This is a genomic window from Diaphorobacter sp. JS3051, from assembly GCF_015832135.1.
Classification (GTDB): Bacteria; Pseudomonadota; Gammaproteobacteria; order Burkholderiales; family Burkholderiaceae_C; genus Diaphorobacter; species Diaphorobacter nitroreducens.
On sequence record NZ_CP065406.1, the window covers coordinates 391,175 to 404,825 of the forward strand.

Genomic DNA, 13,651 nt, shown 5'->3' on the forward strand with positions numbered 1-13,651 from the left:
GCCGCACATACGCGTGATCGAGAACAACCCAGGATTCATCCGCAAACTGCAAATTCCTGTATGCCTGTAAGGGGTATCTATTTAGCTCCAGTGACGTGAGAATAGCTGGATGGAAACCCAGATGCTAACGCCAACTCCTGGAGGGGACTACCCCCGCACCTGGAACGAATTTCTTGACTGGTTTGCCACCGAAGAGGCTTGCCAGGCGTTCCTGGAGAAGCTTCGGTGGCCCCAAGGCTTCGTCTGCCCGCGTTGCGGCAACGCTGGCGATGTGTACCGCGCCAGCCGCACCCGCCTGATGTGCCGCTCATGCCAGTACCAAGGCACAGTGACATCTGGAACCATCTTTGACAAGACGCGCACACCGCTGCGTGTCTGGCTGGCTGCAGCTTGGTACCTGACCAATCAGAAACAAGGCGTGAGCGCCCTGGGGCTGCAGCGCGTATTGGGTTTGGGGAGCTACCAGACCGCCTGGACCATGCTGCACCGGTTTCGACGTGCCATGGTCCGCCCGGGCCGGGACAAGCTCAAGGGGCTTGTGGAGGTGGATGAAACGTACCTGTCCATCACGGATCGCAAGAATCCCGCCACCCCTGCAGGGCGCAAGAGCAGCACCACCAAAGTGTTGATGGTCATGGCGGTGGAGATCGTGGAGCCCAAGGGGTTTGGGCGCATCCGGTTACGCCGCATTGACCGAGACGCCGCCACCCACGTAATCCCCTTTGTGCAGGAGGTGGTCGAGCCTGGAGCCCAGGTACGCACGGATGGTTCGGCGGCATACCGCGCTCTGGGAGAACTGGGTTACACCCACCAGCGCACCGTCATGCTCGGCTCAGGCGTACCTGCCCATGTCTCCATGGCGGGAGTGCACCGGGTCGCCTCACTGGTACAGCGCTGGGTGCTGGGAACACATCATGGCTCTGTACAGCCAGACCACCTGGACGCCTATCTCGATGAATTCGTGTTCCGTTTCAACCGGCGCACATCCAGCTCACGCGGGATGCTGTTTTACCGCTTGCTGCAGCAAGCGGTGGTTACGCCGCCAGTGACGTATGGGGATGTCGTGAGCAAGAACACCGGGGAGAGCCAATCGGATACCATTGCTGGATGAAATCACAGTATCAATGGGGCTGCTGGAGCTAAATAGATACCCCTTATGCCTGTACAAGCACGCGTTTCCACTCGCTGAGCTTGGCCTCAACCGCAATCACCCTTTCAAACGGGAGGGTAGATACTGTTGAAATAGAAAACTCCTTAGCAGACCCACATGCAAGGCCAGCAGAGGACAGCTGAGCAAGAACGCGTTGCGCCCCGCCGTCAGATGTGCCTAACGCGCTTGCCAGAGCTGCTCTGGTACTGATCGTTGATCCAACACCATGGCTCAGCAGCACAGCAAGGCGCGGATTGACGCTTGATAGCGCTCTGAGCGCACCCGTGGTCCTTGCAGCTCTCTTTGCAAGTACGAGGTCGGCGATGCCCACACCTGCGTCTAGCTCCAACTCGACTCGATAGTCACGACGCTGCGCACGCCGAGTGCACGCCACAATGGCTTTTACTAACTGTTCTTCTGTGTCGAATCCGACGTTCTTCAAACTGCATACCTCTTGTCATTGGGTCTTGTCTCGATCACAAACTGGGGCTGGGGAGCCAGACTGGCCCAGAACTATAGCGAGGGCACCCTCGCCTCGTGAGCGTACATGACCGATTGCGACAAGCCATTTTCTGGAATCCGGCAAGAGTCAACGATAGTCGACCGTCCCCATCACCCGCCTAGATACAGCGCAATTCGGTCGGTAGTCCAAGTTGCCACACCAGTGCCGAAAAAGTCTGCATCCTCAGTCCAAACCGGGCAACCAAGCACCATCGCGCACGCCAGCACCGGCCAGTCATCGGCATCCCGCATCTCAATCCTGCGCAATGCCTGCTGCTGGAGACCTCCGTAAACCTCCATATCCATGGGGTGGACGATGCGCTCCAATGCATCGAGCACCAGCATGGCAGGGATGGGATCAACGCTGCGTTTTGTCAGCAGTGCAGGCAAGTATTTCCGTGCATCCGCATACGCCACATCAGGGGCGAAGAACTTGACGGTGGCTGCGTGCGCTTGGATCAATTCACGGACACGTTTGCCCAGCACCGCGCGAATCAGGATGTTGGCATCCAGAACGATGGCCGCGCTGCTCATTTGGCACTGGCAGCGGTAGTGCTCTTCTTGCGGGCTTTCTTGAAGTCAGCAACGATGTCCTCTACATCCACACCTTGCGCAGACAACAGCTTATCGAGCGACTGGCTAGCTTTCTTCAAGGCCACCAAATCCGCCTCAGCCTGGCCGTGCACGGGGATGAAGTAGCCGACCGTCTGGCCGTGACGAGTCACAGCAACAGGGCTGCTGGCCGCGATGTACTCAGCCAAGTCCGCTCGGAACTCGCGGATTCCTACCTTCGTGGCTTCCATAGCCGAACTCCTTGTTTGTGAATCAGTGTGTACACATTTTAATCAATGCGAAGAAGGCTGTCAAAGTGCGCGGGATGGCGTGATGTGGATGGGCTCAGTCTTCGCTGGCTTGGTTGGCAGGGGAGGGCTCATTTGCGGTTCCAAACTTCTTTGCGTTCATGCTCCGGACTACTTCGTCAATGTGAGACGTGGCCAAGTGGGAGTACCGCTCCGTCATCTTGGTGGTCTGGTGGCCAAGCACCTTGCTGATAGATAGAAGGCTGGCGCCATTCATTGCCAGGTAACTCGCCGTCGTGTGCCGGAGATCGTGGAAGCGAAATTCTTCAATGCCAGCGGTCTTTAGTGCAGCACCCCATGGTTTGCGAAGATCGACGGGTATGTCGGCGTTCACGGAGCTTGGAAAAATTAGCCCGGTAGCCACTTTGACTTCCCGGCTTTGAATCACCTTCGCGCGACGTTCTTCCAGCAATTCCAGCGCTAGGGACGTGAGCAACACTGACCGTGCCTTGTCATTCTTGGTTTTGGTCAGATGTACGCGGGTGAAGCTCTGGTCTGGGGCTGTGTGAATGTCTTGCCAGCGCATGCCCATGATCTCGCCTTTGCGCATGCCGGTCGAGATCGCCAACACCACTACCAAGTACAGATCGGGGTTCGCTGAATTTTTGCAGGCATCGAGCAAAGACTCGCGCTCTGCGTCGGTCAGATACCGTGTGCGCTCGTTATTGACTTTCGGCCGCTGCACGTTTTCAACAGGCGAAGACTCGCACCAGTTCCACTGCTTGCGCGCCACGGTGAAGGCATGCGAAAGCGCCATCATGTACCGTAGGACGGTCGCTGGGGCAGGGGGCTTCCCAAGCCGTGTCTTCGACTTTTTGAACTTGTCGATGCTCCGTGTCACAAGATCGGTTGTGACTTCGGATAGGGCGTAGTGACCAAGCTCGTCAATCCACCACGCGATGTGCGTCTTGTGGTCTTTGCCGCCGTTGGCTTTGTCGGTCAGCACGTTGTCGCGATAGCGCTCCAGCATCTCGCGCACGGTGTGCTTGCTGGCAGAGTTTTTCCGGATGGTCATGCCAGTGCGGATTTCGGTTTCCGTCTGGATGGCCCATTGCTTGGCGTCGGTCTTTCGTAAGAAAGTTTTCGACTGCGGCGGATAGCCTTGAATACGGACCTGAGCTTGGTAGCTCACCTTGCCGTTTTGGTCTTTGCGTTCACGGATTGCAGCCATGTTGTGTTTTGTGTACGGTCAGCGAAATGTGACGGCACAAAACTGGCTGGAGAGAGATGGCACTGTTGTGCAGTGCTGCCAAATTGTGCCGTCTACTGTGACTTGAGTGTGACAGGAGACGGCACTTGGAACAATAACGACTTGTAAGTCGTTGATTTTATTGGTGCCGGAGAGATGAATCGAACACCCGACCTTCTCATTACGAATGAGCTGCTCTACCGACTGAGCTACTCCGGCGAAGACTCACATTATATACCGGAGTGGTAACTTGTCACGCGATCGACCTCATTCTTTGAGCCCAGGATCACGCTCACGCGTTCGTGCAACTGGGCGGGCTGGATGTCCAGGATGCGCTGGCGGCCGTTGGTGGCGGCGCCGCCGGCCTGCTCGACCAGCCAGCCCATGGGGTTGGCCTCATACATCAGGCGCAGCTTGCCGGGCTTGTTTGGCTCGCGCTTGTCCCAGGGGTACATGAAGATGCCGCCGCGCATCAGGATGCGGTGCACGTCGGCGACCATGCTGGCGATCCAGCGCATGTTGAAGTCCTTGCCGCGCGGGCCTTCCTTGCCCTGCAGGCATTCGTCGATGTAGCGGCGCACGGGCGCATCCCAGTGGCGCATGTTGCTCATGTTGATCGCGAATTCCTTGGTGTCCTCGGGAATACGGATGTTCTCGCGCGTGAGCACGAAGGAGCCCTGTTCGCGGTCCAGCGTGAACATGGCCACGCCGTCGCCCACGGTGAGTACCAGCGTGGTCTGCGGACCATAGATGCAGTAGCCCGCGGCGACCTGCTGGTGGCCGGGCTGCAAGAAGTCGGCTTCGGTGACGGGTTCGTCGGTGGTGGGATCGTCATGGTGCTTGTGCAGCACCGAGAAAATGGTGCCAATGCTCACGTTGACGTCGATGTTGGACGAACCGTCCAGGGGGTCGAACATCAGCAGGTGCTCGCCCTGGGGAAAGCGGTTGGGCACCACATAGATCCCATCCATTTCCTCGGACGCCATCGCAGCCAGATGCCCGCCCCATTCGTTGGCTTCGATCAACACCTCGTTGGCAATGATGTCCAGCTTCTTTTGAACCTCACCCTGAACGTTCTCGGTTCCGGCGGTGCCCATCACGTCGCCGAGATCGCCCTTGTTCACGGCGAAGCTGATGCGCTTGCAGGCGCGCGCAACCACCTCCACCAGCAGGCGCAGCTGCGGGGGGATGCGGCCATGGACGCGCTGCTGCTCGACAAGGTAGCGGGTGAGGCTGATACGTTCGGTCATGGAGGCCTTTCTTAATCGGCAAGGGCGCGGGTGACGACTTCGCGCACGTCGTTGGAGAGGTCGGTCTTGGCGGCCACGCGGGAGATGGCTTCGTGGGCGGCCGTGCGGTAAGGCTCGGCGAGCTTCTTCCAGCGGTCCAGCGCGCGCGCCAGGCGGGCGGCCACCTGGGGGTTGAGACTGTCCAGCTCCAGCACGCGGTCGGCCCAGAAGACGTAGCCGGCGGCGTCGGTGCGGTGAAAGCCCCCGGGGTTGCCATTGCAGTAACTGAAGATCACGCTGCGCGCGCGGTTGGGGTTCTTGATGTGGAAGTCCGGGTGCTTCATGAGCTGGCGCACGGCCGGCAGCACCTGGCCGCCGCGGTCGGGCGCGCCCGCCTGCAGCGCGAACCACTTGTCCAGCACCAAGGCGTCGTCCTTGAACAGCGCATGAAAGCGCGCCAGCGCGGGCGCCGCCAACTCGTGGCCGCTGCCGACCAGCGCCGCCAGCGCGTTGAAGCGGTCGGTCATGTTGCCCGCGTCCTTGAAGCGCTGGTAGGTCTTGCCGGGCCACACGATGTCGCCGCTGGAACGCGCGGCCAGGCACAGCATGCCCAGGGCCAGGCCGGCCAGGGCGCGGCGGCCCGCCGACACGGCATCCGGGCGGTAGCCGCCCGTGGCGTGGTGCTCCTCCCAGGCCCAGACCCAGTCGTCACGCAGCGCCAGGGCCAGCTGCTCGCGCAGCGCCTCGCGCACGGCATGCACGCGCTGCGGGTCCACCGTGTCCAGCTGCTCGGCGATGTAGCCCTCGGACGGCAGGGTCAGTACCAGTTCCTTGAAGGCCGCGTCCAGCGTGGGGTGGCGCAGTACGTCGCGCATGGCCTGCACCAGCGGCTGGGGCAGGAGGTTCTGGCCGATCTGGCCGTTTACGCCCGCCAGCAAAGCGCCATCAGCTATCGCATTGATAGCGATGCGCAGCATCAGGCGCTGGCCGGCTTCCCAGCGGTTGAAGGCATCGCTGTCGTGCGCCAGCAGGGTGAGCAGCTCGGCGTCGCTGTATTCGCAGTCCAGGACCACCGGTGCGCTGAAGGAGCGCAGCAGCGAGGGCACGGGCGGCACGTCCACCCCTGTGAAGGTGAGCGTCATCTCGCCCTCGGTCAGCACGACGGTGCGCTCCGGAGCGCCCGCCGCGGCTTCGCCGTCCAGCTGCAGTGCCAGGGCGCGGCCGTCGGTGCCCACCAGGCCCAGCGTCACGGGGATCACAAAGGGCAGCTTGTCGGGCTGGCCCGGCGTGGCGGGGCAGCTTTGGGACAGCGTGAGCGTGTAGCGGCGTGCGTCGCCGTCGTACTGGCCAACGGCCTTCACGCGCGGCGTGCCTGCCTGGGAGTACCAGCGCTTGAATTGCTCCAGGTGCTGGGCCAGCGGGCTGCCAGGGTTGGCGTCGGCCATGGCCTGGGCGAAGTCGTCGCAGGTCACGGCCTGGCCGTCGTGGCGTTCGAAGTAGAGCTTCATGCCGTGCGCGAAGCCTTCGCGGCCCACGAGGTTGTGCTGCATGCGCACCACCTCGGCACCCTTTTCGTAGATGGTGACGGTGTAGAAGTTGTTGATCTCGACATAGCTGTCGGGCCGCACGGGGTGGGCCATGGGGCCCGCATCCTCGGGGAACTGCACGGTGCGCAGCACGCGCACGTCCTCGATGCGCTTGACGGCGCGCGCGGACGGGCTGCCCGCCATGTCCATGCTGAATTCCTGGTCGCGAAAGACGGTGAGGCCTTCCTTGAGCGACAGCTGGAACCAGTCGCGGCAGGTGACGCGGTTGCCTGTCCAGTTGTGGAAGTACTCGTGGCCCACCACGGACTCGATGTTGGCGAAGTCCACGTCCGTCGCCGTGGCCTGGCTGGCCAGAACGTACTTCGTGTTGAAGATGTTCAGGCCCTTGTTTTCCATGGCGCCCATGTTGAAGTCGCTGGTGGCGACGATCATGAAGCGGTCCAGGTCCAGGCTCAGGCCGAAGCGCGCCTCATCCCACGCGATGCTGGCCATGAGGGAGTTCATGGCGTGCTCGGTCTTCTCCAGGTCGCCTGGGCGCACGTACACCTGCAGCAGATGCTCGCGCCCCGCGCGGCTCTTGATCTTCTGCTCGCGCGCGACCAGCTTGCCGGCCACCAGGGCGAACAGGTAGCTGGGCTTCTTGTGCGGGTCCACCCACTTGGCGAAGTGGCGGCCGTCTTCCAGCTCGCCGCTGTCCACCAGGTTGCCGTTGGACAGCAGCACGGGGTAGTCGGCCTTGCTGGCGCGCAGCAGCACGCTGTAGCTGGCCATGACGTCGGGGCGGTCCAGGAAGTAGGTGATGCGCCGAAAGCCCTCGGCCTCGCACTGCGTGAAGAAGGTGCCCTGGCTCACGTACAGGCCCGACAGCTGGGTGTTCTTGGCGGGTGCGCAGGTGGTGAAAATCTCCAGCTCGAAGGGCTCGGTGCCCTCCGGCAGGTTTTCCAGCACCAGCTGGCCGCCGTCCAGCTTGAACGAGGTGCCGGCGCCGTTGACCATCACGCGCGCCAGGTTCAGCTCGTCGCCATCCAGGCGCAGCGGCTGCGCGGGTACGTCGGCATTGCGGCGCACGCGCAGGCGGCTCAGCACGCGGGTCTTGGCCGGGTCCAGGTCAAAGGTGAGATCCACCGTGTCGATCCAGTACGCGGGGGCCGCGTAGTCGGCACGGTGGATGGCGATGGCTTGTCCTTCTCTCATCATGGCGATGGGCTTTCCAATCTGTGCGGGCGCGTTTGCACGCCCTGTTTAGACACCCTGCTTGAGCGAGGCTTCGATGAACACGTCCAGGTCGCCGTCCAGCACCTTCTGCGTGGCGGAGACTTCGACGTTGGTGCGCAGGTCCTTGATGCGGCTGTTGTCCAGCACGTAGCTGCGGATCTGGTGGCCCCAGCCCACGTCGGTCTTGGTGTCTTCCAGCTTCTGCTGCTCTTCCATGCGCTTGCGCATTTCGAAGTCATACAGGCGCGAGCGCAGGCGCTGCCAGGCCACGTCGCGGTTGCTGTGCTGGCTGCGGCCATCCTGGCACTGCACCACGATCCCCGTGGGGATGTGTGTCAGACGGACGGCCGAATCGGTCTTGTTGATGTGCTGGCCGCCCGCGCCCGAGGCACGGTAGGTGTCGGTGCGCACGTCGGACGGGTTGATGTTGATCTCGATGGAGTCATCGATCTCGGGGTAGACGAACAGCGAGGCGAACGATGTGTGGCGCCCGCCCGACGAGTCGAACGGCGACTTGCGCACCAGGCGGTGCACGCCGGTCTCGGTGCGCAGCAGGCCGTAGGCGTACTCGCCCTCGATCTTGATCGTGGCGCTCTTGATGCCGGCCACGTCCCCCGGGGTTTCTTCTTCCACCGTGGCCTTGAAGCCCTTGCGCTCGGCGTACTTCAGGTACTGGCGCAGCAGCATGCTGGCCCAGTCGCAGGCCTCGGTGCCGCCGGCGCCGGCCTGGATGTCCACGAAGCAGTTCAGCGGGTCGGCCTCATTGCTGAACATGCGGCGGAATTCCAGCTCCTCGATGAGCGGGCGCAGCTTCTCGGCCTCGGCTTCGATGGTCGTCAGGCCGGCCTCGTCGCCTTCTTCCTTGCTCATTTCGTAGAGCTCGGCGTTGTCGGCCAGCTCGGTGGTGAGCTTTTGCAGCGTCAGCACCACGGCGTCGAGCGACTTCTTTTCCTTGCCGAGCTCCTGGGCCTTCTTGGGGTCGTTCCAGACAGCCGGGTCTTCTAGCGATGCGTTGACCGTGCGCAGGCGTTCGAACTTGGCATCGTAGTCAAAGATACCTCCGTAGCTCTTGGGTCCGCTCGGTCAGGTCTTCGAGGGTGGTGCCGATGAGGTTGATGCGTTCTGCTTCCATGGTGCGGGTGTCCTGGTGGTGTCTTGTGAATAACGCGCGATTTTCTCATGGCGGGCTGATGCCCCCGCTAACGCACCCTGCAGCGCCGGGAACCGGCTGGGGTTATATGCGGTTGCTATATTTATGATAGCTATCTGCGCTTGATGGGTGGGCGCTAAAGGCTGTTTTGCCTGATGCCCGCGGGGCTTACAGGAACTGCTCGCGCAGTTCCGCCGCACTCTTGGCCGACAGCAGGGCGGGCGCCACGTCCAGCACGGTCTTGCAACCGAACTGACCCGCCGCGTGCATGCGGTGCACCGCGCGTGCATAGGCCACCAGCACGCTGGCGGTGAACTCGGGGTTGCTGTCCAGCTGCAGTCGGTATTCGATGACTTGCTTGCTGGGCGCCGAGGTGTTGCCGCTGCGGATCACGAACCCGCCGTGCGGCATGGCGCCATGGTCGCGCGCCAGTTCCTCGGCGCTGATGAACTGCACCGTGGTGTCGTACTGGTCAAAGTAGTGCGGCATGCCGACGATGGCCCGGCGCACCGCGTCAGCGTCGGCACCGTCCTGCAGCACCACGAAGCACTCGCGCCGGTGCTTTTCGCGTGTGGACAGCTCGGGCCGCACGCCGCTGCGCACCTTGTCCACTGCCTCGGGCACGGGGATGGTGTACTGCACGCCACCCGCCACGCCGGGCACGCGGCGCACCGCGTCGGAGTGGCCCTGGCTCAGGCCCTTGCCCCAAAAAGTGTAGGTGGCCCCGTCGGGCAGCAGGGCCTCGCCCATCACGCGGTTGATGGAGAACAGGCCCGGGTCCCAGCCGGCCGAGATCAGTGCGGTGGTCTGGCCAGCCTGGGCCGCGGCGTCCACGGCGGCGAAATGCCCGGGGATGCGCGCATGGGTGTCGAAGCTGTCCACCAGATTGAAATGCGCGGCCAGCTCGGGGCTTTGCCAGGGCAGGTCATCCTTGGAACCACCGCACAGCACCAGCACATCGATAGCGCCCTTGTGGCGCAACAGGCTGTCCATGCCGTGCACCGGAACGCTTGCGCCCAGCGGCTGGAGCTGCGCGGGGTCGCGGCGCGTGAAGATGCCGGCGATCGCCATGTCGGGGTTCTTGGTGATTGCGGCCTCGACGCCGCGCCCCAGATTGCCGTAGCCGACGATGCCGATGCGGGTGGCGGGAGGGTGGGCGTCGCGGTTCTGGTCCATGCGGTGGGGCTACCTTTCGAGGGTTGACAACAAAGCGGCAAAGCGCGGTTGCCCGATTGTCGGCCACGGGCGGCAGCGCCTGCCACGACACCGCGCTGCGCGGCGGGGATATCTGCAGTGGGGCCGCCGCGTGGGCAGCGGCCGCGCCCGTTGCACGACGCTCAGGCGAGCGTGGGCAGCGCGAGCGCCGCGTGCGCAAGGCGTCGACTCAGGCTGCGGGCGCCGGCCCGGCCACGAACGCCTCGATCAGCGCTGCCACGGCCTGCGGCTGGTCGTGGTGCAGCATGTGGCCTGCGTTCTCGACGACGGCATGCCGCACGTCGCGCACCTGGGTCAGGCGCTGGTGGTATTCCTGCAGCGTGTAGCGGCCCTTCCACCACTGGCCCAGGCTGTCGTCGCTGGCATGCACCGAGAGCACCGGCGCAGTGATGGCCTGGTACAGCGCCAGCACCTCGTCTACCCGGTACAGCTGCGGGTTCACGATCTTGTGCGCCGCGTCGCCCTGGATGAGCCAGCGGCCCTGGGCATCTTGCGCCGCCCAATGGCGGGCGAGCCATGCGGCCTTGTCGGAGGGCAGGCGCGGGTTGGTCTTCATCAGCCGCAGGGCCACTCCGTCGGCGCTGTCGTAGTGCTTCAGGGCCAGGTCGCCGCGCTCGAATTGGCGGATCTCGTCCATCCACTGCGCCAGCCGCTGGGGGGCCTGCGCCGGCTGGGTGGCGGGCAGGCCGAAGCCCTCCAGGTTCACCAGGCGGCGGATGCGCGATGGCCGCGCGCCGGCATACAGCATGGCCACGTTGCCGCCCATGCTGTGGCCCACCAGGTCCACCGGCTGCTCGCCGGCATAGTGGTCCAGCAGCTGGTCCAGGTCGGCCAGGTAGTCCACGAAGTGGTAGCCGTCGCTCGGTGCGGGCATGCGCGTGTGGCCGAAGCCGCGCCAGTCCGGCGCGATGATCTGGCGGCCCGCGGCAAAGGCGGCGCTGAAGGCGTCCACCACGAACTGGTAGGACGCGCCCACGTCCATCCAGCCATGCAGCAGCACGAGGGGCGGCGCATCGGCGGGGCGCTCGCCCCAGACCCGCACGTGGTAGTGCAGCGTGCGAACGGGAACGGTCTCGGTGCGGCAAGGGCGTTGGGCTTGGTACATGGGTGGGATTATTTCGCGGTGAACCGTCCGCGGCGCGTCGTGGCCGCGACAACGCGGCGGAGTGGGTGCGGCCTGCGCGATGTGACGCGAATCCGTAAACTCGGGCGCAACTGTCTTTCGGAGCCTGCATGCATACCCTTCCCCTTGGCCACAGCGACCTGCACGTCACGCCGATCTGCCTGGGCACCATGACCTTTGGCGAACAAGTGGCGGAGCCGGCGGCGCACGCCATCCTCGACCGCGCGCTGGAGCGCGGCGTGAACTTCATCGACACGGCCGAGATGTATGCCGTGCCCGCGCGCGAGGCCACCTGTGGTGCCACCGAATCTATCATCGGCCGCTGGTTTGCCAGCCGCCCGGGCATGCGGGGCAAGGTGGTGCTGGCCACCAAGGTGGCGGGCCCGTCGCGCGGCATGCCGTGGATCCGCAAGGGCCAGGGCATGACGGCGGCGGACATCGTCGCCTCGTGTGAGGGCAGCCTGCGCCGGCTGCAGACCGACGTGATCGACCTGTACCAGATCCACTGGCCCGAGCGGCACGTGCCCGCGTTCGGCACGCTGTACTACGACCCGTCCAAGGAAGTCAGCACCACGCCCATCCACGACCAGTTGGAGGCACTGGCCGGCTTGGTGCGTGCGGGCAAGGTGCGCTATGTCGGCCTGTCCAATGAGACGCCCTACGGCGTGCACGAGTTCGTGCGCCTGGCGGAGCAGCACGGGCTGCCGCGCGTGGTGTTGGTCCAGAACCCGTACTGCCTGCTCAACCGCAGCTGGGAAAACGCCATGGACGAGACGTGCCACCGCCTGGGCGTGTCGCTGCTTGCGTATTCGCCGCTGGCGTTCGGCCTGCTCACCGGCAAGTTCGACCAGTACGCGCCCACCGACGCGGGTGCGCCGCAACAGGCGCGCATCGCGCGCTATGAGTCGGTGCGCAAGCAGCGCTGGGGCCGTCCCGAGGCGCTGGCTGCGGCGCGCCGCTACAACCAGCTCGCGCGTGACCACGGCCTGTCGCCCACGCAGATGGCGCTGGCCTTCTGCTACCACCAATGGCGCGTGAGCAGCACCATCATCGGCGTGACATCCCTTGCGCAACTGGACGAAGACCTGGATGCGTGGGACACCCGCTTGTCGCCCGAACTGCTGGCTGCCATCGATGCGGTGCGCTGGGAGATGCGCGATCCGGCGCAATGAGTTTTAGATCGAATCGGCCTGTAACGCTTGACTGGTAAGCGCGGGCAGCTATTGTTTTTGAGTTTATGGCCAAGAAGGACAAGACCGCCCACGTGAGCGAAACCCCTGCCACGCAACTGCTGCGCGCGCACAAGGTCGCCTTCACGGAGCACCCGTACGACTACGTGGAGCATGGCGGCACCGAGGAGTCGGCGCGCCAGCTGGGATTGGACGAACACGTGGTGGTCAAGACGCTGGTGATGCAGGACCAGGACGCCAAGCCGTTGATCGTACTCATGCACGGCGACTGCAAGGTGTCCACCAAGAACCTTGCGCGCCAGATCGGCGCCAAGAGCGTGGAGCCCTGCAAGCCCGAGGTGGCCAACCGCCACAGCGGCTACCTGGTGGGCGGCACTTCGCCGTTCGGCACGCGCAAGCAGATGCCGGTGTTCATCGAGGAGAGCATCCTGCAGCTGCCGCGCATCGCCATCAACGGCGGGCGCCGCGGCTTCCTGGTGCAGCTGGACCCGCAGGTCTGCGTGCAGCTGCTGGGTGCGCGGCCGGTGCAGTGCGCGCTGGCAGAATAGGGCGGTTTTGCTTTTGTCATTCACCTTCCCTGAGCGCCCCTTGTCGTGAGCACTGTCCTTTTGCCTCTTGCCGCTGCCGTGGCCGCCTACCTGCTGGGCTCCCTGTCGTTTGCCGTCATCGTCAGCCGCGTGATGGGGCTGTCCGACCCGCGCACCTACGGCAGCAAGAACCCCGGCGCCACCAACGTGCTGCGCTCGGGCTCCAAGGCGGCGGCTGCCGTCACGCTGCTGTTCGATGCGCTCAAGGGCTGGCTGCCCGTGGTGCTGGTGCGCTGGTTCGGCGCGCCCTACGGGCTGGAGGAGGGCACGATGGCGCTGGTCGGCCTGGCGGCGTTCCTCGGCCACCTGTGGCCGGTGTTCTTCCGCTTTGAAGGCGGCAAGGGCGTGGCCACGGCGCTGGGAGTGCTCATGGGCATCAGCGGCTGGCTGGGGCTGGCCACGCTGCTCACCTGGGTGATCATTGCGTTCTTCTTCCGCTACTCGTCGCTGGCCTCGCTGGTGGCCGCGGTGTTCGCGCCGTTCTTCTACGTGCTGGGCGGTGGCGTGGCCTGGTACACCGATGCGCGCGTGGGCGTGGCCATCGCCGTGATGTCGGGCCTGCTGGCCTGGCGCCACAAGGAAAACATCCAGCGCCTGCTGCAGGGCAAGGAATCGCGCCTGGGCTCCAAGAAGAAAGCCTAAAAGCCGGACACGCGCCTGTCCGCACCCGGCAGGCGGCACGCAGTGCCATGTGT

12 protein-coding genes and 1 tRNA gene are annotated in these 13,651 nt (G+C 64.2%); 4 read left to right on the forward strand and 9 right to left on the reverse strand.

Features of this window, described 5'->3' with window-relative positions:
• Positions 1-109: 109 nt before the first annotated feature.
• Positions 110-1,111, forward strand: a complete 1,002-nt coding sequence (locus tag I3K84_RS01865; protein ID WP_011805635.1) for an IS1595-like element ISCsp2 family transposase — start codon at positions 110-112, stop codon at positions 1,109-1,111.
• Between the two features lie 651 nt (positions 1,112-1,762).
• Here I3K84_RS01865 and I3K84_RS01870 read toward each other — a convergent pair.
• From I3K84_RS01870 to I3K84_RS01910, 9 genes are all read right to left on the reverse strand, one after another.
• Positions 1,763-2,185 carry a PIN domain-containing protein gene (locus I3K84_RS01870; RefSeq protein ID WP_196995388.1) on the reverse strand — a complete coding sequence of 141 codons (423 nt, stop codon included), beginning with the start codon at positions 2,183-2,185 and terminating at the stop codon, positions 1,763-1,765.
• Positions 2,182-2,454, reverse strand: a complete 273-nt coding sequence (locus tag I3K84_RS01875) for a type II toxin-antitoxin system Phd/YefM family antitoxin (RefSeq protein WP_196995389.1) — start codon at positions 2,452-2,454, stop codon at positions 2,182-2,184. The genes I3K84_RS01870 and I3K84_RS01875 overlap by 4 nt, the downstream gene beginning before the upstream one ends.
• Positions 2,455-2,548: 94 nt before the next feature.
• Complete coding sequence (locus I3K84_RS01880) at positions 2,549-3,682, reverse strand: site-specific integrase (RefSeq protein WP_196995390.1); 1,134 nt, start codon at positions 3,680-3,682, stop codon at positions 2,549-2,551.
• A 161-nt stretch (positions 3,683-3,843) separates the two neighbouring features.
• A tRNA-Thr gene (locus tag I3K84_RS01885) sits at positions 3,844-3,919 on the reverse strand.
• 11 nt (positions 3,920-3,930) lie between these two features.
• A complete protein-coding gene (locus I3K84_RS01890) occupies positions 3,931-4,950 on the reverse strand; it encodes a class 1 fructose-bisphosphatase (RefSeq protein WP_011805916.1) in 1,020 nt (339 codons plus the stop codon).
• An 11-nt stretch (positions 4,951-4,961) separates the two neighbouring features.
• Entirely contained in the window at positions 4,962-7,670 is a 2,709-nt protein-coding gene (pepN, locus tag I3K84_RS01895) for an aminopeptidase N (RefSeq protein ID WP_196996055.1), read from the reverse strand.
• A 48-nt stretch (positions 7,671-7,718) separates the two neighbouring features.
• A protein-coding gene (gene prfB / locus I3K84_RS01900) for a peptide chain release factor 2 (RefSeq protein WP_011805914.1) occupies positions 7,719-8,823 on the reverse strand; the annotation gives its coding sequence in 2 pieces (ribosomal slippage) (positions 7,719-8,741 and positions 8,743-8,823; 1,104 coding nt in all).
• A 186-nt stretch (positions 8,824-9,009) separates the two neighbouring features.
• Positions 9,010-10,017: a diaminopimelate dehydrogenase gene (locus tag I3K84_RS01905; RefSeq protein ID WP_196995391.1), complete on the reverse strand. Its 1,008-nt coding sequence runs from the start codon at positions 10,015-10,017 to the stop codon at positions 9,010-9,012.
• A 208-nt stretch (positions 10,018-10,225) separates the two neighbouring features.
• Positions 10,226-11,161, reverse strand: a complete 936-nt coding sequence (locus I3K84_RS01910; protein WP_196995392.1) for an alpha/beta fold hydrolase — start codon at positions 11,159-11,161, stop codon at positions 10,226-10,228.
• Between the two features lie 128 nt (positions 11,162-11,289).
• On the opposite strand from I3K84_RS01910, the gene I3K84_RS01915 reads away from it, so the two are divergent.
• The 3 genes from I3K84_RS01915 to plsY all read left to right on the forward strand — a co-directional run bounded on the left by I3K84_RS01915 (position 11,290) and on the right by plsY (position 13,598).
• A complete protein-coding gene (locus I3K84_RS01915; RefSeq protein ID WP_196995393.1) occupies positions 11,290-12,351 on the forward strand; it encodes an aldo/keto reductase in 1,062 nt (353 codons plus the stop codon).
• A 65-nt stretch (positions 12,352-12,416) separates the two neighbouring features.
• Positions 12,417-12,917, forward strand: coding sequence for a Cys-tRNA(Pro) deacylase (ybaK, locus tag I3K84_RS01920; RefSeq protein ID WP_047350456.1), 501 nt, complete (start codon positions 12,417-12,419; stop codon positions 12,915-12,917).
• Positions 12,918-12,962: 45 nt separating this feature from the next.
• A complete protein-coding gene (plsY, locus tag I3K84_RS01925; protein ID WP_041836041.1) occupies positions 12,963-13,598 on the forward strand; it encodes a glycerol-3-phosphate 1-O-acyltransferase PlsY in 636 nt (211 codons plus the stop codon).
• The last annotated feature ends 53 nt before the right edge of the window (positions 13,599-13,651 follow it).